This window comes from Shewanella sp. JNE2 (genome assembly GCF_023159115.1).
Taxonomy (GTDB): Bacteria; Pseudomonadota; Gammaproteobacteria; order Enterobacterales; family Shewanellaceae; genus Shewanella; species Shewanella putrefaciens.
The window spans coordinates 1,269,654-1,296,341 of record NZ_CP096169.1 but is presented as its reverse complement, the minus strand read 5'-3'; the positions used below and the strand labels follow the sequence as shown (position 1 = coordinate 1,296,341).

Genomic DNA, 26,688 nt, shown 5'->3' with positions numbered 1-26,688 from the left:
TTTGCAACAGTCAAAGATTAGCAAAAATGCGCATTAACCTAAGTAAACCTTATGCTAAAATTGGTCAGACCAAACAGAAAAAACAAACATAAGCCAATGATATAATTTAAATTAAACATTTTAACAACTGAGGTTAATTTCAGTTAAATGAAAGTTGTCAGACAACTTTACCAACCGACACTCAAAGTAATTATTTACGTAATTAAAAAACATTACGTAAATTTATAATTACACACATATCACCCTATTAGACCTAAGTAGAAAATACTCAATGTTTTGAACTAACCTAGAGGGAAGTGAGCTAAATCCATATAAATCATACTGATAACCACCATTGCCATCACCACAAATTTAAACGACCGTTTAATTTTTACGTTTACGTAAACGAGATGCATATCCTATATGATTCAAGCTAAGTACCTGGTTGCGTTTCCCGATCAACAAGGTGGGATGTGATGGTTAACTCAAAAAATAAATCACTTTTTTATAAAAAAAATGAAACAAATTCGCCATAACAACGGGAGGGAGCTTAGACGCAATTTTTTATAAGGCTTTTCTTCTGCGAGACCCCATCTTTTACTTCCTCAAATATACGCCTTTCGTAACACTTATTCGCAGCACTGCATATTTCAACCACGACATCTGAAACATATGTTGCCAACTTAAATACAAATCATTACTATTCGCGACCTATTTATTTGGGGGAACCATTAATGAAATCATTCCGTTTGTCACTAACTGCACTCGCCTGCCTTTCCGCTTTATCGCAAACGTCATACGCTGAAGCTAACTCGGTATCAGCCAATTCTGAAGCCAACATTGAGCGCATCACAGTTTATGGCAGACAGAACTCAGTGGTGAAAAATTCGGGGTTAGCGACTAAATCCGACATGTCTCTCATGGAAACCCCTGCTGCGGTTGTGATTGTTGACCAAGATCTGATCGAAACCCAAGGTACAGATAATCTGCAGGATTTGATCCGTAATATTAGTGGCGTAACTCAAGCGGGTAATAACTACGGTATTGGTGACAACATAGTCATCCGTGGCTTAGGGGCCAATTACACCTATGATGGTATGTATGGTGGCGCAGGCCTTGGAAATACTTTTAATCCAACACGTTCATTAACAAATGTCGAATCTGTTGAGGTACTAAAAGGACCTGCTACAGGGCTTTATGGTATGGGCAGTGCTGGCGGCGTTATCAATCTTATTGAAAAGAAACCGCAATTCGAGTCAAAAAACAAATTTATCGCCGAAGTTGGTCAATGGGATACCTACTCACTCGCACTCGATAGCACTGGGGGATTAACAAATGATGTCGCTTACCGTTTAGTCGCTAAAACCGCTCGCAGTGACGGTTACCGTGATATAGGCACAGATAGAGATGAAATGTATGGCGCCTTGAAGTGGGTATTAACTGATAGCCAAGATCTCATGCTTTCAGGTGCTTACATTAAAGACGCTATTGCAGTTGATTCTATTGGCCATCCAATTCGAATTTATAATGCTGACTCGGTTGGTGGAAAAACGGCGGGAGAAGTCACTTGGCAAGACTTAATTAACGATCCTAGCGGTAAAGGTTTACAACTCACCGATGAACAACGCCAACAACTGGCCGCCTCTCTCTCGAGTGGTGATGGTCTAACGCCTTATTCTTTTGGTGATGCAGGACTGATTTCACCAATGGCAAAAGATAATGAAGGTGAAGAATTAAGATTTAAGCTCACCCATAACATCTACTTCAACGACAATCTCTTTTTGAATCAGCAAGTGCAGTATCGTGATTATACTTCAGGCTTTGCTCGCCAAACGGGTGCTTATAACTATGTTTATTGGAAGCAAGGAAAAAACCCAATAAACACTGAGCCCCGCGCACCTTTGGTTGAGAATGGCGTACTTTACCCCTTTGCCGCCAGACGACAGGAATACCGCAAAGTTGATGCCGATGAAACTTCGTGGCAGTACTTTGCCGACCTACGTTATGACTTCCAAATTGGCCATATAGACAACGAACTATTGATCAATGCCAACTATGAAGATCGCAATATTCGCTTTAAGCAATATTCAATCTACGATGCAGATCAAGTCTTTAAAGACAAAGATGGAAAAATCACTTATCAAGGCTCTCTGCCTTATATTTATGACATCCGTCATCCGAATTGGGGCACTGGTAAATTTGAGGACTATGACCCACTAAAAACCGCTAACTATAATAAGACTGTCAGTGCTTGGGGTCTAGGTGTACAACACGTGGGATATTTGGGCTACGGTTTTACAACCCGGATTGGCATTGCCTTTAATGAGATAAAACAAAGTTATGAACACTTAGGCCTTGACCCTCGCTATAGCATTAGCCAATCCCAAGCGACTCCAGAGGCCGATACCACAGATAACGGCATGACCTATAACTTAGGCTTGACCTACATGCCGATAGAGGATCTATCATTCTTTATCAATCACTCAAAGGGACGCACTGCCTACAGTGTGCTCGATGCAGTAAAAGATAATGCTACCAACCGAGATGATTCTGAATCAATTAGCAATGATTTAGGTATGCGCTTTAAGGCATTTGAGGATCAATTACTGGGCTCACTAGTATTGTTTAAAAGCTCGCGCACTAATGTCGCCTATAACAATCCTGATTATACCAATGGCATATTAACCCCTAATATTCCCGTGTATTTTTACGACGGAAGTGAAGATACTCAAGGAGTCGAACTCGATCTCAATGCCCACCTGAATGATCAATGGCGCGTTAACCTGAATGGAATGTACCAAGATGCAAGGGATAAGCAAAACCCGAATGACATCGCAAATTACGACAGCCGTCAAAAAGGTGTTCCCTATGTCACCGCCAGTGCATGGGTAACTTATGGCGCAAACTGGTTTGCATTATCAAGCCCGATTGAACTGAGTTTAGGTGCTAAATATGTGGATGATAGAAGTACACACTCAAGTTCATTCGGAATTCCTGATGGTTATGTCCCTAGCTATACCGTGATGGATTCAGCAATAAGTTACACTGCTGACTCATGGAAAATCCAATTTAATATCAATAATCTATTCAATAAAGACTATTACAATAAAGCGATGTTCTTAGGAGGAATGCCGGGTGAAGAGCGCAATGTGAAACTGCAATATAGCTATAGTTTCTAATCTTTTCATTTAAGCCCATAAGCGACAAGAGAGCCGTGAAGCTCTCTTGTCGCTTTTTATTGCTATAAACACTTAGCTCACGTTTTCCCTATCGCCACGCATTAATGATTCCAACTCAGCCTTGCCTTTGTTCGATAGATCAATCAAGGTGGCCAGATCATTTTGGTGAGCGGCACTGGCAATCACCAGCTTTTTATCGTGCTCAGCAAAAATTTTAACTCGTTCATTAGCTTGCACCTGTGATAAACCAAGACCTTGAAGAATCTTTTCACTGGCTGATAAAGCCGAGCCAAAGGTTTCGCGAAACACATCTGTTACCCCAAGACTCATCAAACGATAAGCATGGTTACGATCCCGAGCTCGCGCAACAATATTAACGTGAGGAAAGTGAGTTTTGACTTGTTGAGCTATTTCAATGGAATCCTCAACATTATCAACAGCAAGCAATAATAACCTTGAGCGAGCAATTCCTGCCGACATCAACATATCTAAACGCCTAGCGTCACCAAAATAGACTTCACCGCCATATTTACGAATAACATCAACATGGCTTGCATCTTTATCCAAGGCAACAAAAGGTATCCCAGATGATGCCAATATACGCCCCGTGATTTGCCCGACACGGCCAAACCCCGCAATCACGACCTCAGATTCGGTGACATTAATAGTATCAGGTAATCTTGTATCCACCACTTTGGCTTTAGTCGCACGAAATAGCGTAAAAATCATCGGCGTAACGGCCATAGACAAACCAATAGCAAGCACTAAAATCTGTGCGATCTTATCCCCTACAACGCCAGAAATCTGAGCCTGAGATAACAACACAAAAGCAAACTCACCACCTTCAGCCAAAATCAAACCGAGGGCAATACTCGGACGCCACTTATGGTGGCGTAAGCGACCAAGCAACATAAGAACAATCGTTTTAATAAGTAACATGCTTATTAAAATAAATAAAATAAGTAGTGGTTCAGTTAACAGTAACGAGAGATCCATGCTCATACCGACAGCCATAAAAAAGAGCCCCAGCAGCAATCCTTTAAAGGGTTCGATATCGGTTTCAAGTTGGTGTCGATAACTCGAGTTAGCAAGCATAATACCCGCCATAAAGGCCCCCATACCTGCGGATAATCCGAGCCATTCCATTAACTCTGCACTACCCATGACGAGCAATAATGCAAAAGCGGTAAGCACTTCGCGTACACCACTACTTGCGACCAACTTAAGTATACGTGGGAGTAAATATTTGCCGACTAATACAAAACTCACTAAGGCCAAACACGTCCAATACCAAGGTACTGCATGATGTTCAATTGGTGCAGAATTAGGTGCTAAGTAGGTCGTTAATAACAGCATAGGAATAACGGCAAGATCTTGCATCAACAAGACACCAAAGGCATCACGTCCTAGCGGAGTTGTTAATAATCGATGTTCACTCATTAATTGCACGGCAAAAGCGGTTGACGATAAAGATAAAGCAGCGCCAACGACTAAAGCAGCCTCTATAGATAAACCAAAGGTCCAAGCCAATCCACCAATAGCAGCCCATGAGAGTAACAACTGACCCGTGCCCAAGCCAAAAATCGCACTTCTCAGTTCCCACAATTTACTGGGATTAAGCTCAAGGCCGAGCACAAAAAGCATCAGCACCACACCAAGCTCAGCAAAATGCAATACCGCAGCAGGATCAGATACTAACGCCATACCACCCGGGCCTAAAATGACTCCCGCTGCGAGATAAGACAGGATGGGGCCGGCACCAAAGCGTTTACCCAAAGGCACAAAAATAACCGCGGCTAATAAAAATAACAGCACAGAAGTGAGTAAACTCGACGGTTCCATCAAAGCTCCAACAAAAATATAGGTATCGAATAACGGCGCACGCCTTAAGCTAGGCATGAGTGTGGCAATTATCCCTAATCATACCTTATTAATTTGTTAACAAGCTCAAGGCAATTAAGGCTAAGAAAAATAAATGGGATAAAAAAGGGGATTACTGAAAAATGGTAAAAAGGAAGATAAGGTGTCTGTATAAAAAATCTTATCTAAGTGTAGTAGTCAATCGTCCGGACTTAATCCGTCCACACTCTTACGACATGCTGGTTACGACATGCTGGCAAAATGATTTCCCAAACTGGTCGCCTGCTTATCTGACTTTAATATGTCAGAGTAACAATAAACAGTATTTCGCCCATTAGATTTCGCCGCATAAAGGGCCATATCCGCACGGTGCAACAAGGGATCGAGGCTCAAATCATCTGCCATCAATCCACTCACACCAAAACTCGCAGTAATGTTAAAATGGTGCCCAGAGTGCTGGGTGTCAATCGCTTCTATTCGCGCCCGACATTGCTCAGCCACTTCCATTCCTTTTTCTTCATTAGCATAGGGTAATAAAATCGCAAATTCCTCGCCACCAATACGAGCAAATACATCACCGTTACGGATTTGGGATTTAAGTGACTCAACGACCTTCTTCAGCGCCCAATCACCTGTCCCATGACCATAGGAGTCATTAATTCGTTTGAAAAAGTCTAAGTCGAATAAGATTACACAAAAATCACCACCACGCGCGGTAGCCTGCACAAATAAGTTTTCACCTAATTCTTGTCCGGCGCCACGATTGAGTACCCCCGTCAAGGCATCCATTCTTGCCATCCGCATAAACTTGCGTTTTTGTAAACTTCCCACGACTAATAAAATGCCGAGAAAAAATAGCCCCCCTACCAATATAGTCAAAAACATCAACATATTAGTGTATTCACGCTCTTTAACCATTTGCTGAGCAATATAAAGTTCCCGCTCTTTATTGAGTAAATTGATTTCACGCGACTGCTCGTCGGCGTTAAATTGGGCAGCTTGATAAGCGAGAGTCTTCATCTTGGACTCATCAAAAATCAACTGATTATAATGTTGCTCTTTTCTTGAGTATTCATAGGCTTGCTCGAAATTTTTATCTGCTGCCATCAGTTCAGCAAACACCTGATACGCAATATGTTTATGCTCTATATAGCTATTTTCATCAGGAAAAGAGAGGACTTTAACGGCGTGAGTTTTCGCTTGAACTCTATCACCCGTTGCAAAATAATTTTCAGCGAGCAATGCATGCACATGACTGATTTCTAGCTGAAACTTAAATGCTTCATAACCTTTAAGTGCATTTAATAATAATGGCCTTGCCGCTTGATAATCACCTTGTTCCTGAAGGACTAAGCCCTTACCTTTAAGAGAAATTGTTGCTAGCAGAGGGAATTGATTTAGTTCGCAGTATTGGCGACTATCTTCGAAAGCATCAAATCCTTCTGTGTACTTTTTTACCCCTAAAAAATAAATTGCATACAGAACCTTTGCATGACAAATATCCCTAACATCGCCTACCTTTGCTAGCTGTAATACTTTATAGGCATAGATACCCATATCATTAAGAGCATTCATTTGATAATAAAGATTTGCAATACGCAGATAAGCATGACGTTTAATACTGATATCATCAATACTCGTTATTAAAGCAAGCGCCTTGGAAATAGAGGATAGGGCCTTGTCATAATCTCTCATACCGATATAAGCAGTTGATTTATAACTATAGACTGATGACAATAGTTCAGAAGTGCTCACTAAAGATTCAGCCTGATTCAAATCTTCTAAAGCTTTGGCGTAATCACCTGTAAAAATATAACTGATAGAACGCCCAATTCTTAACCTTCCCAATTGGAGAGCCGTTAATTTACCAACATTCTTCTCATACTCTGCTAATTTATTCTGTGCTGCCGCAAGATCTGATTGTAACAATACATCAAGCTCATTAAGTGCTTGATCATAATCCACTGTAGTAGCCATCGAAGGTGTAGAAAGCAACGCTAGGATGGCTAACGCGGTGCAAAATAGTGACTTCAAGATGAGTTAATTATTACCGTGATTGACCAGTAAGAATGCCTTATAGTCTCCATCACCACTCAGACTTTTTAGTTTTTCCAAATCGCCCGACATCACTGTGTCAATTTCTTCATCACTCAAACCATGAGCGCGCATCACTGTTTCTGGATTTTGTAGGTATTCTTCCATTAACAATGCATCTTGACCTAACAATATAAAAAAATCCGATAATGCAGACATACTTTTTCCTTATTGGTTATTAATGACTCAATATCACACTACAATTTAGCCCAAATCTTCGGGGCCGATCCCTAACTTAGTCAAAATAGCATAGTTGTATTCCAACTTTTTTGCTGGCGGAATTAACAAAGTGCTAATTGGCGTTAAGTGCGCTTGGGGTAAACTCGCAAGCGGTATACGTTCGATACGGGGGAGTTGTATCGGCAAATTTGCCGCCTCATAAATAATCACTTCATGGTCAAGGGGATACCATTGGTTAAGCTGCTCCACGAGGATCTGTAATCTGTCGCTCGAGGTATGGAACTGCGTTAAAGTATGTTCGCCCGCAATGGCAATTTGCCAAAGTAATAAATGGGTGGTGGGATCGGGTACATGATTAAAAAACATAAACTGACTGGCTTCAAAACTTTGATGCCCAGAGTTACCAGGGTCGATACCCACATCAGCCCAAAGACAAGCCTCAGCAGAAATGCCCGGCTCCATCTTGGCTGAAAAACCTTCAGCACGCACCCGAGAGATTGCTAAGTGAGAAACGCAAGCAAATACTCCAGGATGACCATAGAGTGCACAAACGGTTTTCTTACCCGACCTAACCGCCTCTAAAATGGCATTAACCATTTGTTCATAGGTGTCTCTGCGATTTTTTATCTCACCATCTTGCGCATAAAACTGCTGCAAATTAATGACATTCGGATTGATTTTTGTCAGCCAGCGCTGTGAAAAACCATCAGGAAGAAGCGAAAACACGATATCAGCATGCTCGATATAACTGCGACTAATGACACTAATGTGCCCTGCAAGCTGCAAACCTGTTCCGACACAGACAAGAGTTCCCAAGTCACAATGCTCCCAACTTCATATTATTTATAATCAAACGACAAGTTAATGAAATGCCAAACACTACATAGTTAAAGGGATACTAAAACGCGCACCAACCCGCAAAAAACGAAATCACAACAGAAACAAATAACAATCGCAACTTTAACCCCTTTAGCACAACAAAACCACAACTCACTTACACTAAAGTCCAGATAACATGAATAAATTACGTATATTTCACTGGCTTTTACGCAAAGCAAAGTCCGTGCTATGTAGTTATTTTATATAAAGGGACGATAACGCAGCAGAAACACCAGCCAAGTGCAACCCGAAGGATTCGTCTAGCAAAGTTCTTACTTTCTTTTTATACGAGCCACTCGTCATTTGTAGAATAACGACACGCCACTCCTCGTTTCGCAATATTGAGCTTACCAGAGCGTAACAACAGTTCATCTCGAAACGTCAACACGCCCTAGCCTTTGAAATAAATATCTCAATATTATGAGAACTAACACTCACAACCTAGGTCGAAATCAGACACAATTCGTCTATAACGGCAGCAAAAACCAATTGCCCTTGTCATAAGGGGGAATGCTTGGGTATTATGGCCGCCAGATTTTCAGAAGTAGCGCATACAATGATCAATAAAAAGCAAAGTCTTACCCTGCTGAGCGCTGTGGCGCTCTCGGTTTCGCTCAGTGCCTGTAGCGTATTTGATTGGTTGATTTATAAACCTGACATTCCGCAAGGTAACTATATGGAACCGCAGCAAGTTGAAAAGTTACGTATAGACATGACTAAAGAGCAGGTCGAGTATATTCTTGGTCGCCCTGTATTGCGCGATAGCTTTGCCGATGATACTTGGTACTACGTATACCACTACAAAAGTGGTCGTGATGCTAGCATCACTCACAAGGAATTGATCCTGCATTTTACTGCAAGTAAGTTAACGGCGGTAACAGGTGATTATGAACTGAGCAAAGAATTTGATACACCATTGGAACAAAGTAAATTACCAATGGCAACCGTGGCAGAAACAGATCCACTTATCCCAGTTCAACGTCCAGATGAAAAACCTTTGGTAAAAGAAAATCAGCCAGAAGCACAGGTACAGAAACCAATAAAGTAATATTTATGCCTCTTTACCAGCTAAAAAGCGCCTATTGGCGCTTTTTAGCATTAAAACGGCAAGTATCTATATCTACTCATAAACCTAAGCCCGCCCACCTGTCACTTTATTTGCCCGTCCTTCATCTTTGGCCTTATCTGCTCGGCGACGGCGAACATCCTTAGGATCTGCAATCAAAGGGCGGTAAATTTCAACTCTTTGCCCCGGTAAAATAACTTGGTCATGTTTTACTAGGTTGCTGAACACCCCTAATTTCACCGTATCCAAATCAATCTCAGGAAAAAAGCTCACTATATGGCTTTGGCGCACTACCTCGATTGCAGAAGTGCCAGGATAAATACTCACTGGAATAACTTTTTGTTGCGTAGGCAGCGCATAAATTACATCAACCACAAACTTATCTGCTTCATTTACCACTGTAAATTACCTTAGCGCGGCTCGTAAATGCCGTCACCATTGACATCATAAGATCATTAAACACTTTACCAAAGGCCATATCAACCAACGAACTTGAGAACTCAAAGCTTAAATCAAACTCAACCTTACAAGCATCCTCGGTTAACTCCGTAAAACGCCACTGTCCTAGTAAATGTTTAAAAGGGCCATTTTCTAGTTTTAAATCAATACTTTTTCCCGGTACAACTTGATTACGAGTCGTAAATGTTTTGCGAATACCAGCCTTACTCACATCAACCGAAGCTAACATGGTTTTACCATCAAACTCTAACACTTTACCACCAACACAACCTGGCAAAAACTCTTTATATGACTCAACATCATTAACTAAATCATACATTTGCATGGCACTAAAACGGACTAATACACTTCGAGAAATTTGCGGCATAGGGCATAGCACTCTTCATAAAACGAATTCATACGAACTGATCAAAACTAAGAGCAATAATCAAAATTTGAGCGGGATTTTATCACGATACACAAAAAACGCACCCATTGCCCAAGGTCCGCAGCCATCATTAATAATATTGATATAAAATGTCCCCCAAAAAGCACCAGATACGTTCAAAAAAACAGCAATAAAATAATGAAGAGTTGAAATAAGTCAAATAAACCCTTATATCAATTCCAAATTGATTCACCGTGCGTATAATGGCGCCACTATGGTAAAGAAAAAATCAAGCAAAGCCGCGCCTGCGACTATCGCACGTAATAAGCGCGCAACCTTCGAATACCGATTCGAAGAGAAAATGGAAGCTGGTCTATCCCTTATGGGATGGGAAGTGAAGTCTATCCGTATGGGTAAGGTCAACTTGTCCGACTGTTACGTATTTCTGAAAAATGGCGAAGCCTTTATGCATGGCTGTACCATTATTCCCTTGAATACTGCATCGACACACGTTGTCTGCGATCCCCTGCGTTTGAAAAAGCTGCTACTCAGCCGTAAAGAGCTAGATAAACTGGCTGGCTTAGTTGAGCGCCAAGGCTACTCTATTATTCCTATCTCAATGTACTGGCGTAAAGGTGCATGGGTGAAAGTGGAAATTGGCCTAGGTAAAGGTAAGAAAGATCACGATAAGCGCGAAGATACTAAAGCGCGTGAATGGGAAGTTGAAAAAGCCCGCGTGATGAAAAAAGAAAAAACGCACGGATAATGAACAAACGATTGAACTTGAAGTAAATGATGCTAGGTAATCATTAAGCTACGAGTTACAATCAAATTCTTGGGGGCGATTCTGGATTCGACAGGATTCACGAAACCCTGGGAGCATGCCGAGGGGCGGTTGGCCTCGTAAAAAGCCGCACAGTTATAGTTGCAAACGACGATAACTACGCTCTAGCAGCTTAGGCTAGCTAGCCATCTGACACAGGTCTCTCAAATGGGCAGTGTATACAGATGGTCATCTTACATTTGATAGCGAGGGAACTCCGTCCGGGGGTGAACCGCGAAATAGTACCGGACTCGCCCGATGAAATCCTGTCTTTCGGAGTTTATTCGGGTTAATTAAAAGAGAGACTAAGCATGTAGTGCCTTGGATGTAGGTGTTCTGGACGCGGGTTCAAGTCCCGCCGCCTCCACCAAATAAAACAAGGGCTTAGCGGAAACGCTAAGCCCTTTTTCTTTTCAGTGACGACAAAATGGCGGCAGCGAAAACCGAGACTTGGTGTTGTTTGCACCGTGCGGTTTCCAATCCCATTTGCTGCCCTTGCAGTGCATCCATACGCGAAAGACGCCCTGTCGTGATTGGTCGAGTTCAACCACTTGAGTATCATTGGGTTGTGCTGCTATCTGCATCGACAGGTTTTGATACATTTGCTGTAACTGTAAATGCAGTTGCTGTTTTAGCTGTTCGTTTATCCCACCTCCAAAACTTAAGTGTCAGACTCTCCCCATATGATTTGTACATATGAGTGTCTATGACTGACACTCATAGGTACAAATATCAACACCTGTTAGCGCAACAATAACAAGGGGATATGGCTTTTACTGATCATTCGTGTGGTATTACTGCCCACGAAAAACTCCCGAATACGCGAATGTCCGTAAGCGCCCATCACCATAAGATCGATTTGGTGTGTAACTTGATAAACCTCTAATGCTGCTTGTACTTCTCCCTGGCAAACGGCGGTAACCACATTGAAATTCGCCGCCATCAGAGACTCGGCCACCAACGCTAGTTCAGCGGTCGCCTGTGATTGATCATCAGACACCATCACCAAATGACATTCGAGCCCTTTAAGTAGTGGACTGCTTACGACTCGATCGAGGGCTTTTTTTGCGGTCACACTGCCATCATAGGCGATCATAAATCGAGTCGGTGCAGTAAACTCGTCCATCACCACTAAAATAGGTTGCTTAAGCGTACGAACAACATTTTCTAAGTGGCTGCCAATGGCCTGCGTCTGATCTTGATGCTGCTCCCCTTGGCGCCCCATCACCACCAGTCTTGCTTGGGATTCTTGCTCTAACAGGGTTTCGACTAAATCGCCGTGACGCTGCAAGGTTTCAACCACGACAGCGGGTTGTGTCTCCACGATGCGCGTTTGCGCATCCTGCAACATATACTTACCCTGCTCGAGTGCCAGCTTGCCCCGGCGCGCTTCAAGCTCAACCATTTCATTGAGCAAGTGCTCCCGTGTACCTAGGCCAATATTTCCCGACAGATCTAACTCTATCGGATAGGCTGACTTATCCAATACATGTAATAGGATTACAGGGGAATCCAGTTGCAAGGCGGCCCAGCCACTGGCATCACATACGGCCAGTGTGGCTCTTGAACCGTCAATACAGGCAATCACATTTGTCATCGTTATTTTCCTTATTTCTGTGTTGCTAGAGGATTAGTGACCAGACATCATTTTTTCGACTTCTTCTGGCTTATCGTGAACCCCAAATTTGTCGACTATGGTTGCACTGGCTTCGTTAATGCCAATCAACTCCACTTCAGTCCCCTCACGGCGGAATTTAATCACTACCTTGTCGAGGGCCGATACCGCGGTAATATCCCAAAAATGCGCTTGAGATAAGTCGATCGTCACCTTATCAACCACTTCCCTAAAATCAAATGAATTACTGAACTTATCAGCCGAAGCAAAAAAGACTTGGCCAATAACCTGATAATAACGACCAGTATCTGCAGTAGCCATTGCACTCTTGACCACCATAAAGCGTCCCACTTTATTAGCAAAGAATAAGGCTGCGAGTAACACCCCAACAAATACCCCCTTAGCTAAGTTATGGGTAGCGACTACCACCACAACTGTGGCAACCATTACAAGGTTGGTTGACATAGGATGATGTTTAAGATTACGAATTGAATCCCAAGAGAAAGTACCGATAGACACCATAATCATCACGGCTACCAATGCCGCCATAGGGATAAGCTTTAACCATTCTCCAAGAAAAACGATCAAAATAAGTAAAAATACCCCCGCTGAAAAGGTCGATAGTCGTCCGCGACCACCCGATTTAACGTTGATGATCGACTGACCAATCATAGCGCAACCTGCCATACCACCCATTAAACCCGCGCCAATATTGGCGATACCTTGGCCCTTACATTCACGATTTTTATCGCTAGCAGTATCTGTTAGGTCATCAACAATAGTGGCTGTCATCATAGATTCCAATAAACCCACCACAGCAAGACCTGCCGAGTAAGGGAAGATGATCATTAGCGTTTCAAAAGTCAATGGCACTTCAGGCCAAAGGAAAATAGGCAAAGTATCAGGCAGTTGTCCCATATCGCCAACAGTGCGGATATCGACCCCCATATACACTGCAAATGCAGTTAATGTCACAATACAAACTAAGGGGGAAGGTAAAGATTTACCAATCACAGGAATAAGTGGAAATAAGTAAATGATGCCTAGACCTGCCGCAGTCATTGCATACACATGCCAAGTCACATCGGTAAGTTCAGGCAATTGGGCCATAAAGATGAGGATGGCGAGCGCATTCACAAAACCTGTCACTACAGAGCGGGACACAAAACGCATCAAGCTACCGAGCTTTAAGTAACCCGCGACAATTTGCAACACGCCGGTTAATAGGGTCGCCGCGAGTAAATATTCAAGACCATGCTCCTTCACTAAGGTCACCATCAACAGTGCCATCGCGCCTGTTGCGGCAGAGATCATGCCAGGACGGCCACCAGTAAAGGCGATAACCACAGCGATACAGAATGAAGCATACAGGCCGACCTTTGGATCAACCCCTGCAATAATAGAAAAGGCAATTGCCTCAGGAATTAATGCCAGCGCAACAACAAGGCCAGCTAACAGATCTCCACGTATGTTGGAGAACCATTCTTTTTTCATGGTTTGTATCATTTCTCTCACTCTGTTTAAATTTAATCATTTATTCCAATAGGATAGACTAACGCCAGCCATACACCTGAGCGTGCAAGGTCAGTTTTTATCGTCAATCGGACGAATCAATATTGGATTTATGGAGGTACAACAAAAACTACCCAGAAGGTAGGTACGACAGACGGACCTTAGTGATCCAAAAAGGAGGGTTAAACTAATGCGGCTTAATGCTTATCACTTAAAGATAACCTTGTTAATGTAAGTAAACTCAGATTTGAATAATGCGCAAATACAGTGCCATGTAACATAGATAAAACACCTTTTACACAGCCCTACATAAAACCGACCGAAGTATAAAGCGATTTATGATCAAAATCAAAGTGCCCCAAAGAAAAGAGGGGATGGCACAAAGGAAGCCTCCCCTTTTTCGCGTCATACCATTAATTAGCTTTTACTTTAGCTAAATATTCATCCAAGGTTTCTTTGTCGGCTGACTTAACCGTCATTCCCTTAGGACCAGCGCCGATCACTGTAAATTGCTTTGCTGGTTCACCATGCTGTTTAAACTCAGTTAACTCAGCCGAATTCTCTTTAAACACCCATAAGCGGCCGTCTTCAACTTCAGTAACAAAACCGGGCAAATCGAATTCACTCGCATGGGCAACACAAGCAAATAATCCTAAACCTAGTAGTGACATTAACGCTGTTTTTTTCATAGTGATATCCTCATTTGGCGACATAGGTGTCATTTAACTGTCTTTATGTAACACCGCCAGAATACATATGAAATATTACATATATGTTAATTCAGATGTAATTTATGACATTTCTTCGCGTTTAATGCCTTTTATATCGCTCTATGTCTTGGAAGCTTAATTGAGATAAGCGCCGCTAACGCAATAAATGCCGCCGAGATCCACAGACAAGCCGCCATGCCGTACACTTGATACACCCAGCCAGACAATACCGTGCCTATCAAGCGTCCCATCGCATTCGCCATGTAGTAAAAACCCACATCTAAAGACACGCCGTCTTCATCGGCATAACTGACGATAAGATAGCTGTGTAATGAAGAGTTGATAGCGAATAAGGCGCCAAACAGCATCAATCCCCAAATCAGTATATTCGTGGCATGAAAGTCATAACTTATTGCCAGCGCAATGCCTGCTGGCACTATGCTCAATATCGCCGCCCAACCTAAGGCGCTACGTCCATCGGGAACCTTGTTTTGGCTCGCCGACTTTGTCCCCGTCAAGCGAGGTGCAAAGCCTTGCACTATGCCATAGCCTATCACCCAGAGTGCGAGAAAACCGCCGACATACCAATGATCCCAACCAAAGGCTGAGGCCAAATAAACGGGTAAAGCCACCACAAACCACACATCCCGCGCACCAAATAAAAACATCCGTGCGGCTGAAAGTGTGTTAACCGATGAACTCTTGGAAAAAATTTCCGTGAACTTAGGTTTGTTTTTGGCTTTACCTAAATCGCGCTGCAAACTTAACAGACTAAAAATCCACACCAGCAATAGGCCAATCGCCATGCCTAACACGGCCAGCTGGAATCCAAACAGGGTCAGTAAGGCGCCGCCCAAAAAGAACCCCGCGCCCTTTAGCGCATTTTTGGAGCCAGTGAGCATGGCAACCCACTTATACAGCTCACCCTGAGCATCATTGGGCACCAACAACTTGATACTGCTTTTAGCACTCATTTTATTGAGATCTTTAGCGATACCCGACAAGGCCTGCGCCGCCATTACCCAAGCAACCGTCAGCATACCGCTAGGCACAAGCAGCATGCTAAGGGCGACAATCTGCATAAATAGGCCCACATTCATGGTCTTATTTAAGCCTAAACGCGCCCCGAGCCAGCCGCCGACTAAGTTAGTGACCACCCCAAAGATTTCATAGAAGAGGAATAGCATGGCAATTTGCAGCGGGCTATAACCTAAGCCATGGAAATGGAGCACCACTAACATACGTAATGCGCCATCGGTAAGCGTGAATGCCCAATAGTTGCCTGTGACCACCAAATACTGGCGGATCTCGGGTGATATGTTAGACAAGAACCCTGTCAGCTTACCCATAAAGCCTATGCCTTATCCATCAGACCGACCATGCGGGCCAGTTCGACGGTGCGATTGGCATAACCCCACTCGTTATCATACCAAGCGTAGAGTTTGACCTGAGTGCCATTGATAATCATGGTCGATAGCGCATCGATAATGCTCGAACGCGGATCGGTTTTATAATCGACCGAGACTAATGGGCGTTCCTCATAACCTAAAATGCCTTTTAGCGGCCCGTCCGCGGCTTCTTTTAACAGGCGATTGACCTCAGCCTCCGTTGTTGGGCGACTCACCTCGAACACGCAATCGGTTAATGAGGCGTTCGCTAATGGCACCCGCACGGCATGGCCGTTGAGCTTACCTTTGAGTTCAGGGAAAATATGGGTAATGGCTGTCGCCGAGCCTGTTGTCGTAGGGATTAGGCTTAAACCACAGGCCCGCGCACGACGAAGATCTTTATGCGGTGCATCTAAAATAGTTTGAGTGTTGGTAATATCGTGAATAGTCGTCATGGAACCATGTACTATGCCGAGGTTTTCGTGGATCACTTTAACGATTGGCGCCAAACAGTTAGTGGTACAGGAGGCCGCGGTTACAATCGGGTGAATGGCTTTGTCATAGAGTTGATGATTCACTCCCATGACAACATTTAACACGCCCTCTTCTTTAACGGGCGCAGTAACCACAACGCGTTTAACACCTTGATCTAAATAGGCTTGTAGTACTGCTTTGGTTTTCATCTTACCCGAGGCTTCAATCACCACATCACAGCCAGACCAATTGGTTTCCCCAATGGTTTTATTCCGAGTACAGTGAATACGCTTGCCATCGATAATAATGTCATCGCCCTCGGCATTGGCTTCGTACTGCCAGCGACCATGCACAGAATCGAATGTCAGCAAATGGGCTAAGGTCGCCGCATCCCCTGCGGGATCATTAATCTGCACAAACTCAACCGCTTCCCAGCCCCAAGCAGCGCGCAATGCTAAACGTCCCATACGGCCAAAGCCATTTATCCCGATTTTGATTGTCATACCTGCATCCTTCACACTCAGTTTTATATTAGGTGTTTTATATTATTCTTTTAAGATTAAAGCGTTATCTGTTCGATATAGCCGCGCTAATGCACATTGGTTAAGGGCAAAATATCAAATGGATGTGACAGTTAAGTGTTATTCCACCAACCAGGATTCAATCATGTCTCTATGGGGAATTGAGCCCCAATGTACTAACTTCTCATCAATCACCACCGCAGGTGTGCTCATCACCTTATAATCCATGATGACTTCAGGATTGGTTTCCTTTACCAGAGAAATACTGATGCCCTTCTCGTTTGCAATGGCCGTAATGATCTCTGCGGTTTTAGTGCATTTAGCACATCCAGTACCTAATACTTTGATGTTTAACATTTTTTATAATTCTCACAAAATGGGGCTGATCCCGTTAAATATCCAACCTATTAAGGTGAATGAAATCAATAAAATAGCAAAAACGATGGCCAGTAAACGCCATTGCATCACCTGCTTGAGCAAAATGAACTCGGGAAAACTGGCGGCAACCGTAGACATACAAAATGCCAATGTTGTTCCTACGGGTAAGCCATTAATGATAAGGCTCTCCATGATAGGGATAACCCCTGTGGCATTGGAATACAGGGGAATGCCAATCAATACGGCCGCAGGAACCGACCACCATTGGCCATCGCCTAGGTGGGCTTCAATCCAACCATCGGGAACGAATCCGTGGAGGGCGGCGCCAAGCCCGACCCCAATAATGACCCATTTCCACACTCGACCAAAAATCTCTAGGGTCTCGCCTTTCGCAAACTCATGTCGCTCGATTAACGTCATGGATGTTGATGTCATACCCTCGCCATTATCGTGGTTCGCTTGCGCCTTACCTTTTTCGAACGCTTTGGCGGCAAAGGACTGTAGCCAACGCTCGGCGCGAATCGTGTCTAAAAAAGCGCCCGCCAGCATACCCACTGACATACCAACCAGCACGTATATCACAGTAAACTTCCAGCCCAGCAGACTCACAAGCAACAGAATGGCCACTTCATTAATTAACGGCGACGTGATCAAAAACGCCATAGTGATCCCGACGGGGATCCCCGCGGAGGTGAAACCTAAAAAAACTGGAATGCTCGAACATGAGCAGAATGGGGTAACGGCACCAAAGCCCGATCCCATAAAATAACCGACAAAACGATTTTTACCCGCTAAGTAATCCCGAACGCGCTCAACATTGAGTGACGCCCGCACTAAAGCAATGGCGTAAATCATCAGTAACAGCAGTGCAAAAATCTTAGTGGTATCTTCAATAAAAAAATGGATGGCGTCGGCCAGCTTAGTATTGGGATCGAGGCCCATCACCCCAAAGGTTAACCAACTCGCTAAATCTGAAAATATTTGCAGCATTATTGCGCCACCTTAATATTAAGCAAAACTTTAGACACACAAACATATGAAAAAACGTATATTTGAGGTTAAATTTTTTGCTGCTAGTCTGCTAGCAGCAAGCTTTAGCCCGCTCTGGACGCCCGCCCATCTTACACAGGTTACGCATATTTTCTTCAAGGAAGACAGTGTTTTGACTGGTGACTTCGCTCAACACCAACTTACTCCACTCGGGTAAGTCATTGCTAATACTATAGAAAATCCATTGCCCCTGACGACGGTCTATTAATAAACCACATTTACGTAATTGCGCTAGGTGTCGTGAAATCTTAGGTTGGATCTCTTGCAACGCTTCTGTTAGCTCGCAAACACATAACTCCCCCTCTTGTTGAATTAGCATTAAACAACGTAAGCGGGTTTCATCGGCTAAACATTTAAAAAACTGGGTCGGATTAATCATTGGTGTCCTTCGACTGTACTAGTACAAACATTTTAATCCTTTCGTTCAACTCTCTAAAGGTGTGTTCAAACCCACGAGTGCCCGATTCGATCCTAGGATCGGGATAATCCCATGCAATGAGTTTATCCGCTAAGGGAAAACTCTGACACTCTTGAGTCGATTTCTCACAGAGGCTGATCACAAAATCAAAGGATTGGCCACTAAACTCACTGACGGATTTTGAACGTAATCCATTTGTTTGCAAATTATTTTTTTGCAAAATATAAAGCGTTCGCTCGTCTATAGGTTCAGGCTGCGTACCCGCACTGAACACCTCAAACTGCCCATGAGCTTGATGCCTTAGTAATACCTCAGCGAGTTGCGAACGAGCAGAATTACCAACACAGAGAAAAAGTACACGTTTTTTCATGGGAATGGGTCCTGATAAAAGATATCAACACTATATATGATTTATCATATATGTAAATATCCATATAAAAGGATGTATGAGTATTTAATACAATGCTTCACTGGCCACTACAACATTGATCCTGTAAAAAATGCACTAACCCTTGCAATAACTCATAATCAGGCACGCAGTACAACACCCTTCCTTCACGCCGCTGGGAGATAATTCCCGCCGACATCAGGGCGCTAATATGGTGTGAGAGTGTCGAGCCCGGGATCTGTAATGCTTCCTGTAGTTGACCGACAGCAACACCAGTATAGCCACCCTTGACCAATAACCGGAACAGGGCGAGGCGTGTCGGATGACCCAACTCTTTTAATACCTTAGCTGCATTCTCTACATTCATATCGGCTATATTCATATTGGCCTCATCTTATTAAGTAATTCGATAATACCAGAAATATCTATACCCACGCGACATCAACATAAATAGCATGCAAACAATCTAGGGCTAGGAGTTGTATTTACACATCAACACTGCATACCCAAATATTTCCATAATTCCAGAAATTAAGTATTGAAAACATCTCACTTGGACACTATTATTCTGGAATATTCGAAATATAAATACCAGAGAGGTAAAAATGAATCCTGAAACCCTAGCCATGCTGAAAGAAACGGCAAACATGTTCGTTTTTCTTGCCGTTGAACTTACGCTACTATTTCTAGCCATAAGCTATCTAGTAGGCATTCTACAAGCCTTTATCACCCCTCACAAAATACAAGCGCTACTAAGCTCGCGCAATGGCAAAGGTTATGTGGTGGCTGCGCTACTTGGGTCTATTACCCCATTTTGTTCTTGCTCCACTATTCCGTTCTTAAAAGGTCTACTTAGGGCACGTGCAGGTTTCGGCCCTATTCGGCCCTATGATGGTATTTCTATTTGCTAGCCCATTACTCAATCCGATTATTATCGGGTTATTTGTCGTCACCTTTGGATTTAAAGTGGCATTATTTTATTTTGTCATCGCAATGGGTGTGTCTGTAATAGCTGGTTTTGCACTTGAAAAACTAGGATTTGAAAAGTATGTTCGTGAGGAAGCCTATGTACAAATCGATGTGCTCGTACCCTGCTGTAACACTGGCCCTGCGCCCGTTATCTCTTCTTGCTGCTACACAAAACCAGCCCCCGTCACCTCCTCATGCTGCAATACCCCGATAAATTCACTACCACAATCAAAAAGTCGTTGGTTACGGCTCTGGCAATCAACTTGGAATGATTTCAAAAAAGTACTGCCCTATCTTTTTGTGGGTGTTTTACTCGGTTCATTAATCTATGGCTTTATCCCTACAGATTTTATTGTTCACTATGCAGGTGAAGCAAAATGGTATGCAATTCCTGCTGCTGCGTTAATTGGGATCCCACTCTATATTCGAGCGGAAGCGGTTATCCCTCTCAGTGCGGCGTTAATCCAAAAAGGCATGGCGATGGGCTCTGTGATGGCATTAATTATCGGCAGTGCGGGGGCCAGCCTGACCGAAGTGATCCTACTGAAAGCGATTTTTAAAAATCAGATGATTGCCGCTTTCCTCGCAGTCATTTTAGGCATGGCCATCGGCTCTGGGTTTCTTTATAGCTATGTATTTAGCTAACAAACAAAATCATGATCTAGCTCGAAGTGTGACTTATTGTATGCCAGTAGAGTAGCGGCCCAGAGGCGTCTATCCCCTAAATTACATAATTTAAAACTAAAGCAACTAAATCTAAGCCGTCTAACAAACAACTTACTGTTATTCGCAAGAAACTCGGCTCGCTTAAGAGATGCATAATGAACTCACAAACTAGTCTAAAAGCCAAAGATGACGCTATAGAATGGGCGCTAACCCATGGTATGGCGTTTAAACAATCCCCCTATTCTGCCCGCCATGCCCCCTTTACTTTAACACCGAGTTTAATCAGCCGAACCCATTATCAATACTTAAAAAACTCGGTGCATCTGCTCGGCAAACTTATTCACTATCTATCTGAAGAACATGCTTTTTTAATTGATGCAATTCAACCTATCACAGTAAGTGAGCCTTTTTTTGCCGCCTTGCTCAATATGCATCAACAACTCCATGATACTCAGTCCTCAGTACAGAGAATGCCGTTGCTGATTATGCGTAGCGACTTTATGGACGATAAGGACTTAGGACCAAAACTAGTAGAATTTAATGGTATAGCCGCAGGCATGGGTCCCTTTGGTCAAAGAGTCCACCAATTGCACCATTACTTGCAGCAATGGCATCAACTGCCTATGGGAGAGCTGGTTGATAATCATGCTATTGAGCAATTATCCGCAGGCATAGCTAAAGCAACCTTTAAAATAAAACAGGAATTTCAGGACGCGGGGCCAGCAAGATTTTTGATGATAGTGCAAGAAAATGAAGACAATGTATTTGACCAACATTTACTCGAGCTTGCGTTGCAACAACGAGGGATACAAACTATTCGCAGAACTTTTAGTGAACTACAAGAACAAGTTACCACAGGAGAACAACATAGACTGATACTCGAAGGCATTGGCACCATTGATACAGTTTATCTGCGAGCAGGCTATCAATATGCAGATTATGAATTCTCTGATATCGACGGCAACAAAGATTGCCACGCCTTGATGGGGATCCGTGTATTGATAGAACAACATCGCGTTGCCCTAAATGCCACCATAGGCCAACAACTGGCGACCAGTAAACGAATGCAAATGTTGCTCTCATCGATGGATGACATGTCGTTGACTCAGTTTGGCTTAACATTGCAAGAAGCCCAAATCGTCAAATCTCTTCTCGGTGAGATGCGCCCTGTCACCGCAGAAAGCATCAAGTTAGTTGCCGATTCCCCAATCGATACCTGGGTGCTAAAAAATCAAGGAGAAGGGGGTGGTCATTGCCTGTTTGGTACTGATATTTCACGTAAATTAACCGAGCTTCAGCCTACGCAATATCAAGCATGGTCGCTGATGCGCCGTTTAAAACCAAGACCCAGAACAACCCAAACCTTGGTAGTGCGTAACGGGGAGATACAAGCCATAGATGACATGATCCCTGAAATCGGCATGTTCACCGTCCACATTGATGGCGAGCCCGCGATGGAGAATAGATCCGATCATAGCCCCAGCTATTCGGGCTATTTAATTCGCAGTAAATCTGCCATGGTGACTGAAGGTGGTGTCCACAGTGGCCAAGGGGTATTAGATTCTTTGATGTTTAGTGATTAAGGCACTGTCAGTCACGTTTATTCTCTATTTGGTCGACAAACTTCTAGTTGTTGTTTGACTCTGAATTTTCCCAAGATAATATATACGAATATTCATATATAGATAATTCATTCAAGCCCACGGGTATAACAGCACCAATGTATCCTTATGGGCATTATTTTATGGTTATGGGTAGACAGTTGCTGCCCTTTAAGGAGTTTGTATGTGGTTAGCAGGGGCAATTTTTGTTCTCACCATCGTGTTAGTAATTTGGCAGCCTAAAGGATTAGGCATAGGTTGGAGTGCCACCTTTGGCGCCGTATTGGCCCTACTACTGGGTGTGGTGCACTTAGGGGATATTCCTGTGGTATGGAATATTGTCTGGAATGCGACCGCCACCTTTATTGCCGTGATCATCATCAGTTTATTATTAGATGAGTCGGGATTTTTCGAATGGGCCGCGCTGCATGTGGCCCGTTGGGGCAAAGGTCGTGGCCGTTTACTCTTTACTTACATAGTGTTACTCGGCGCGACGGTTGCCGCATTGTTCGCCAATGATGGCGCGGCGCTGATCCTCACCCCCATAGTAATTGCGATGTTACTGGCTCTGGGCTTTAGCGCCGGAGCAACCTTAGCCTTTGTGATGGCGGCGGGTTTTATTGCCGATACCGCAAGTTTGCCGTTAATTGTCTCTAACCTAGTCAATATTGTTTCGGCGGACTTCTTCAACATAGGTTTTAACGAATACGCCTCTGTGATGGTACCCGTCGATATTGCAGCTATTAGTGCCACCTTAGTCATGCTGCATCTGTTTTTTCGCAAAGATATTCCCGCGACCTACGACTTGCAAAAACTACGCGAACCTAAGGCTGCCATTCGCGACCTCAACACCTTTAAAACAGGTTGGGGCGTATTAGTCTTACTCTTGGTGGGCTTTTTTGGCTTAGAACCGCTCGGTGTGCCCGTGAGTTTAGTCGCTGCCGTGGGTGCCCTGATCCTGTTTGTTGTCGCGAAAAAAGGCCATGCCATAGATACCACTAAGGTACTTCGCGGCGCGCCATGGCAGATAGTGATCTTTTCATTAGGCATGTATTTGGTTGTTTATGGTCTTCGCAACGCAGGCTTAACCGATTACCTATCAAGCGTATTAAATAGCTTGGCAGAACAAGGGCTTTGGGCTGCCACTATGGGCACGGGCTTCTTGGTCGCGTTTTTATCGTCCCTCATGAACAACATGCCAACGGTGTTAATTGGCGCCCTCTCGATAGACGGTAGCAATGCAACTGGTGTGATTAAAGAAGCCATGATTTACGCTAACGTGATTGGTAGCGATTTAGGCCCTAAAATCACCCCCATCGGCAGTTTAGCAACCCTGCTATGGCTGCATGTACTGGCGCAGAAAAATATTAATATTACCTGGGGTTATTATTTCCGCGTCGGCATTGTGATGACGCTACCTGTGCTATTTGTCACCCTAGCGGCACTGGCGCTGCGCCTCTCCCTCTAATCTATGCCTATAGGCACTCAAATCATCCATTTAGTGCCTATGGATCAATTTATAAGCGATTATTTATCAGAGACTTGTTTATGGCTACTGACAACCATCTTGAAAAACACAACAGCATTAAGATTTATCACAATCCCGCCTGTGGCACATCACGCAACACCTTAGGTCTTATCCGCAACACTGGGATTGAGCCGATCATAATCCTCTACCTTGAGACCCCGCCGAACCGTCAAACATTGCTACAACTGATTGCCGATATGGGCATTTCGGTGCGCAGTTTACTTAGGCAAAATGTCGAGCCTTATACAGCCTTAGGTTTAAGTGAAGATAAGTTTAGCGACAGTGAATTAATCGATTTTATGCTCGAGTACCCGATCCTAATTAATCGCCCCATCGTCGTTACACCATTAGGCACGCGCCTGTGCCGTCCATCAGAACAGGTATTGGATATTTTACCCAAGCCCCAACTGGGCGCTTTTACCAAGGAAGACGGTGAAGTGGTGATTGATGCTAATGGGCAGAGAGTTAAAAAATAGTTAGATATCCAAGACAAACTCAGGCCTCGAGTCATCCCATACCTCGAGGCCTAATATACAAAGACGCAATACTGTTATCGCCCTTAATTTCCGCCAATAAATGGACTGAAAATATTCACCCACGCGTAATAAGTGCCAATCAAGATAAACACCACACCAGTGATTTTTCTGGCCCAATGCTCGAACGCCAATATATGGTTATAGGCTTTCGCGACGCGATGGGCGCTAACACCTAATAGGATCGCAAAGACTAAAACTGGTAGCCCAGTGGCTAAGCCATAAATCGCTGGCAGTACAATACTCGATTGCGCTTCTAGTGCGAGCGGCAGTAACGATCCGAAAAAGAGTGCCGCCGACGTGGGACAAAATGACAACGCAAATAACACGCCCAGTAGCAAAGCCCCTAAATATCCCTGCGGGTTGATTTTGGCCTTTAATTTTTCGATTAAGGCGCCATCACCGGGTAAGCGTAATGTCAGTAACTCCAGCAAAAACATCCCTACCAATATCAAAATAGGGCCTAATAATAGGTTCATATATTTCTGAAGTGTGACGGATAAGGTGACGGTCGAGAGCAAACTACCAACTAATATGACGCCGAGCACCAAGTAACTGAGCATGCGCCCAATCGTGTAGGCAAGCCCTGTACCCACGACCCTATAGGGCGATTGTATCCCTTTACTGATATAGGAAATCGCCGCCACATTGGTCGCTAATGGGCACGGACTGATAGAGGTTAGAATGCCAAACCAAAAGGCAGACAGCAGCATAACTGCCCACTCATCCATGGGTTTGACCCAATATAGCCTCAATCTCTTCGGTCAAATATTGTTGGAAAGCCACCTCGTTATTAGCCAACTCCCAAATTTTATCTAAACGACGCCACTCAGTTTCAACACCATTCTTTGAGGTTGAAATGACAACCGATCTAAAAATCAGTTCATAATCCTCGATATAATGTTGGTTCTCAGCTAAGTCGACGTTGACCAGATTGAGTTGCATCTCACCATCGCGCACTTCTTTAAAAAAATTCTCCATCAAGGTTTTTTGAGTAAACTTTTCCATCCGCACGCAGGTTGTACAGCGTTGATTACCATAAAAATAATAAACATTTAGTCCATCTTTCAACTTAGGAGACACAGTGGTAGTGACATCAATACTCTCTGACGCATTAAATACTGAAGCGCCAAATTGCTGATATCCCACCAACGCAAATCCTAAACAAACAATACTGAGCAGCAGGGTTCTGACGATTTTTTTAGTATTCATGCCGACTCCTAAATGCTATTACCCTGCATGGGCTTTAAGTAACGTCATAATCTCATCAACACTGGCGAGGCGGCCCGTGAGTTTGACTTGCTCATCAACCACTAATGCGGGTGTAGACATCACGTTATAATCCATAATTTTTTCAATATCAGTGACTTTAGTTAACTGATAATCAAGATTAAGTGCATCTGCCGCTGCTGTTGTTGCTTCTGCCAACTTTTGACACTTAGCACAGCCCGTACCTAGAATTTTGATATTCATTATCGCTCCTTAGAATATTGATTTGTCATTTTGCCATTTGACCAAATGATAGGTGCGAAATTAGTCTATTAATGCGATCTGCTTCTGAATTTGGTGATCCAATAGCGTATCAATGCAACTTAACGAATTAAGTAGGCAAGGGAGAGTTAAACGATAAAAAATCTGCTTTCCGCGTTTATCCATATCGACAATTCCTGCATTACGGAGTACTGACAGATGCTTAGAAATAGTCGAAAAATCAACATCTATTACCTCTACAAACTCACAAACACACTTTTCACCCTCCGCGAGTTGCTCAACAATCCACAAGCGGGTCGGATGACCCAGCGCCTTGAAAATATTCGCTTTTACTTTGATTCTCTCTTTCATATTTCCCAACTTAGTGTAAGAAACTCCACCAATAAACCATCAACCGAGTCTATCCTTGACCGAATGAAAAATCCAAGCCCGCCATCCCAAACTATCAATATGCCCAACATAGGTTAGCCTTGTCCTCAGACGAAGGATTAATTAAAAAATAATTGCAAAAAAAGATAAAATGCAAATAATGTTGCATATTATGCCGCATATGGCATTCA

Annotated in this window: 26 protein-coding genes, 1 other RNA gene and 1 pseudogene; 8 read left to right on the top strand and 20 right to left on the bottom strand. The window is 43.5% G+C overall.

What is annotated here, in order from left to right; translation table 11 throughout:
• Positions 1–713: 713 nt before the first annotated feature.
• Complete coding sequence (locus MZ182_RS05905) at positions 714–3,158, top strand: TonB-dependent receptor (RefSeq protein ID WP_248065631.1); 2,445 nt, start codon at positions 714–716, stop codon at positions 3,156–3,158.
• Positions 3,159–3,230: 72 nt separating this feature from the next.
• Here the strand turns inward: MZ182_RS05905 and MZ182_RS05900 are convergent, their stop codons facing one another.
• From MZ182_RS05900 to MZ182_RS05885, 4 genes are all read right to left on the bottom strand, one after another.
• Positions 3,231–5,000, bottom strand: coding sequence for a monovalent cation:proton antiporter-2 (CPA2) family protein (locus tag MZ182_RS05900; protein WP_011790140.1), 1,770 nt, complete (start codon positions 4,998–5,000; stop codon positions 3,231–3,233).
• Between the two features lie 261 nt (positions 5,001–5,261).
• Entirely contained in the window at positions 5,262–6,995 is a 1,734-nt protein-coding gene (locus tag MZ182_RS05895; protein WP_011790141.1) for a GGDEF domain-containing protein, read from the bottom strand.
• A 63-nt stretch (positions 6,996–7,058) separates the two neighbouring features.
• The gene (locus MZ182_RS05890) at positions 7,059–7,271 is read right to left on the bottom strand and encodes a hypothetical protein (protein WP_011918928.1); all 213 of its coding nucleotides are present in this window, start codon (positions 7,269–7,271) and stop codon (positions 7,059–7,061) included.
• 45 nt (positions 7,272–7,316) lie between these two features.
• Positions 7,317–8,108, bottom strand: a complete 792-nt coding sequence (locus MZ182_RS05885; RefSeq protein WP_248065630.1) for an SAM-dependent methyltransferase — start codon at positions 8,106–8,108, stop codon at positions 7,317–7,319.
• Between the two features lie 619 nt (positions 8,109–8,727).
• Between MZ182_RS05885 and MZ182_RS05880 the strand changes: the two genes are divergently transcribed.
• Positions 8,728–9,219 carry an outer membrane protein assembly factor BamE gene (locus MZ182_RS05880; RefSeq protein ID WP_025007415.1) on the top strand — a complete coding sequence of 164 codons (492 nt, stop codon included), beginning with the start codon at positions 8,728–8,730 and terminating at the stop codon, positions 9,217–9,219.
• Between the two features lie 84 nt (positions 9,220–9,303).
• On the opposite strand, the gene MZ182_RS05875 is transcribed toward MZ182_RS05880, so the two are convergent.
• Together MZ182_RS05875 and MZ182_RS05870 are read right to left on the bottom strand one after the other, a co-directional pair.
• On the bottom strand, positions 9,304–9,636 hold the full coding sequence (locus tag MZ182_RS05875; RefSeq protein WP_011790145.1) for an RnfH family protein: 333 nt from the start codon (positions 9,634–9,636) through the stop codon (positions 9,304–9,306).
• Positions 9,626–10,063, bottom strand: a complete 438-nt coding sequence (locus tag MZ182_RS05870) for a type II toxin-antitoxin system RatA family toxin (RefSeq protein ID WP_011790146.1) — start codon at positions 10,061–10,063, stop codon at positions 9,626–9,628. Before MZ182_RS05870 ends, MZ182_RS05875 begins: the two co-directional genes overlap by 11 nt.
• Positions 10,064–10,337: 274 nt before the next feature.
• Here MZ182_RS05870 and smpB point away from each other — a divergent pair, with 274 nt between their 5' ends.
• Both smpB and ssrA read left to right on the top strand, forming a co-directional pair.
• On the top strand, positions 10,338–10,829 hold the full coding sequence (gene smpB, locus MZ182_RS05865; protein ID WP_011790147.1) for an SsrA-binding protein SmpB: 492 nt from the start codon (positions 10,338–10,340) through the stop codon (positions 10,827–10,829).
• Between the two features lie 71 nt (positions 10,830–10,900).
• Positions 10,901–11,256: a transfer-messenger RNA gene (gene ssrA, locus MZ182_RS05860) on the top strand.
• Positions 11,257–11,628: 372 nt separating this feature from the next.
• Here the strand turns inward: ssrA and MZ182_RS05855 are convergent.
• The 10 genes from MZ182_RS05855 to MZ182_RS05810 form a co-directional block, all read right to left on the bottom strand.
• Positions 11,629–12,483 carry a universal stress protein gene (locus tag MZ182_RS05855; protein WP_248065629.1) on the bottom strand — a complete coding sequence of 285 codons (855 nt, stop codon included), beginning with the start codon at positions 12,481–12,483 and terminating at the stop codon, positions 11,629–11,631.
• Positions 12,484–12,516: 33 nt separating this feature from the next.
• Positions 12,517–14,007 carry a SulP family inorganic anion transporter gene (locus MZ182_RS05850; RefSeq protein ID WP_061782665.1) on the bottom strand — a complete coding sequence of 497 codons (1,491 nt, stop codon included), beginning with the start codon at positions 14,005–14,007 and terminating at the stop codon, positions 12,517–12,519.
• A gap of 419 nt (positions 14,008–14,426) precedes the next feature.
• Positions 14,427–14,702, bottom strand: a complete 276-nt coding sequence (locus MZ182_RS05845; RefSeq protein WP_011790192.1) for a hypothetical protein — start codon at positions 14,700–14,702, stop codon at positions 14,427–14,429.
• A gap of 131 nt (positions 14,703–14,833) precedes the next feature.
• Positions 14,834–16,072, bottom strand: a complete 1,239-nt coding sequence (arsJ, locus tag MZ182_RS05840; protein ID WP_248065628.1) for an organoarsenical effux MFS transporter ArsJ — start codon at positions 16,070–16,072, stop codon at positions 14,834–14,836.
• Positions 16,073–16,077: 5 nt separating this feature from the next.
• On the bottom strand, positions 16,078–17,088 hold the full coding sequence (locus MZ182_RS05835) for an ArsJ-associated glyceraldehyde-3-phosphate dehydrogenase (protein ID WP_011918923.1): 1,011 nt from the start codon (positions 17,086–17,088) through the stop codon (positions 16,078–16,080).
• A gap of 138 nt (positions 17,089–17,226) precedes the next feature.
• Positions 17,227–17,463, bottom strand: coding sequence for a thioredoxin family protein (locus MZ182_RS05830; protein ID WP_248065627.1), 237 nt, complete (start codon positions 17,461–17,463; stop codon positions 17,227–17,229).
• A 12-nt stretch (positions 17,464–17,475) separates the two neighbouring features.
• Positions 17,476–18,474 carry a permease gene (locus MZ182_RS05825; protein WP_011918922.1) on the bottom strand — a complete coding sequence of 333 codons (999 nt, stop codon included), beginning with the start codon at positions 18,472–18,474 and terminating at the stop codon, positions 17,476–17,478.
• 91 nt (positions 18,475–18,565) lie between these two features.
• Entirely contained in the window at positions 18,566–18,913 is a 348-nt protein-coding gene (locus tag MZ182_RS05820) for a metalloregulator ArsR/SmtB family transcription factor (protein WP_011790197.1), read from the bottom strand.
• Positions 18,906–19,322 carry an arsenate reductase ArsC gene (locus MZ182_RS05815; RefSeq protein WP_011790198.1) on the bottom strand — a complete coding sequence of 139 codons (417 nt, stop codon included), beginning with the start codon at positions 19,320–19,322 and terminating at the stop codon, positions 18,906–18,908. Before MZ182_RS05815 ends, MZ182_RS05820 begins: the two co-directional genes overlap by 8 nt.
• Positions 19,323–19,419: 97 nt before the next feature.
• A complete protein-coding gene (locus MZ182_RS05810) occupies positions 19,420–19,707 on the bottom strand; it encodes an ArsR/SmtB family transcription factor (protein ID WP_041408438.1) in 288 nt (95 codons plus the stop codon).
• A 238-nt stretch (positions 19,708–19,945) separates the two neighbouring features.
• Between MZ182_RS05810 and MZ182_RS05805 the strand changes: the two are divergent.
• The 4 genes and pseudogenes from MZ182_RS05805 to arsC all read left to right on the top strand — a co-directional run bounded on the left by MZ182_RS05805 (position 19,946) and on the right by arsC (position 24,580).
• Positions 19,946–20,954 (top strand): annotated as a pseudogene (locus tag MZ182_RS05805) (permease).
• Between the two features lie 176 nt (positions 20,955–21,130).
• Entirely contained in the window at positions 21,131–22,558 is a 1,428-nt protein-coding gene (locus MZ182_RS05800; protein WP_011790215.1) for a glutathione synthase, read from the top strand.
• 202 nt (positions 22,559–22,760) lie between these two features.
• Complete coding sequence (locus MZ182_RS05795; protein WP_248065626.1) at positions 22,761–24,044, top strand: arsenic transporter; 1,284 nt, start codon at positions 22,761–22,763, stop codon at positions 24,042–24,044.
• Positions 24,045–24,124: 80 nt separating this feature from the next.
• Positions 24,125–24,580: a glutaredoxin-dependent arsenate reductase gene (gene arsC / locus MZ182_RS05790; protein WP_011790221.1), complete on the top strand. Its 456-nt coding sequence runs from the start codon at positions 24,125–24,127 to the stop codon at positions 24,578–24,580.
• Positions 24,581–24,663: 83 nt separating this feature from the next.
• Here arsC and MZ182_RS05785 read toward each other — a convergent pair whose 3' ends face one another.
• Genes MZ182_RS05785 through MZ182_RS05770 form a run of 4 tightly spaced genes read right to left on the bottom strand, consistent with a single transcriptional unit; the run spans position 24,664 to position 26,479 of the window.
• Entirely contained in the window at positions 24,664–25,368 is a 705-nt protein-coding gene (locus MZ182_RS05785; protein WP_011790222.1) for an aromatic aminobenezylarsenical efflux permease ArsG family transporter, read from the bottom strand.
• Complete coding sequence (locus MZ182_RS05780; protein ID WP_248065625.1) at positions 25,361–25,849, bottom strand: nitrophenyl compound nitroreductase subunit ArsF family protein; 489 nt, start codon at positions 25,847–25,849, stop codon at positions 25,361–25,363. The genes MZ182_RS05785 and MZ182_RS05780 overlap by 8 nt, the downstream gene beginning before the upstream one ends.
• A gap of 18 nt (positions 25,850–25,867) precedes the next feature.
• The gene (locus MZ182_RS05775) at positions 25,868–26,110 is read right to left on the bottom strand and encodes a thioredoxin family protein (RefSeq protein WP_248065624.1); all 243 of its coding nucleotides are present in this window, start codon (positions 26,108–26,110) and stop codon (positions 25,868–25,870) included.
• A 60-nt stretch (positions 26,111–26,170) separates the two neighbouring features.
• Complete coding sequence (locus tag MZ182_RS05770) at positions 26,171–26,479, bottom strand: ArsR/SmtB family transcription factor (protein ID WP_011790225.1); 309 nt, start codon at positions 26,477–26,479, stop codon at positions 26,171–26,173.
• Between the last annotated feature and the right edge of the window lie 209 nt (positions 26,480–26,688).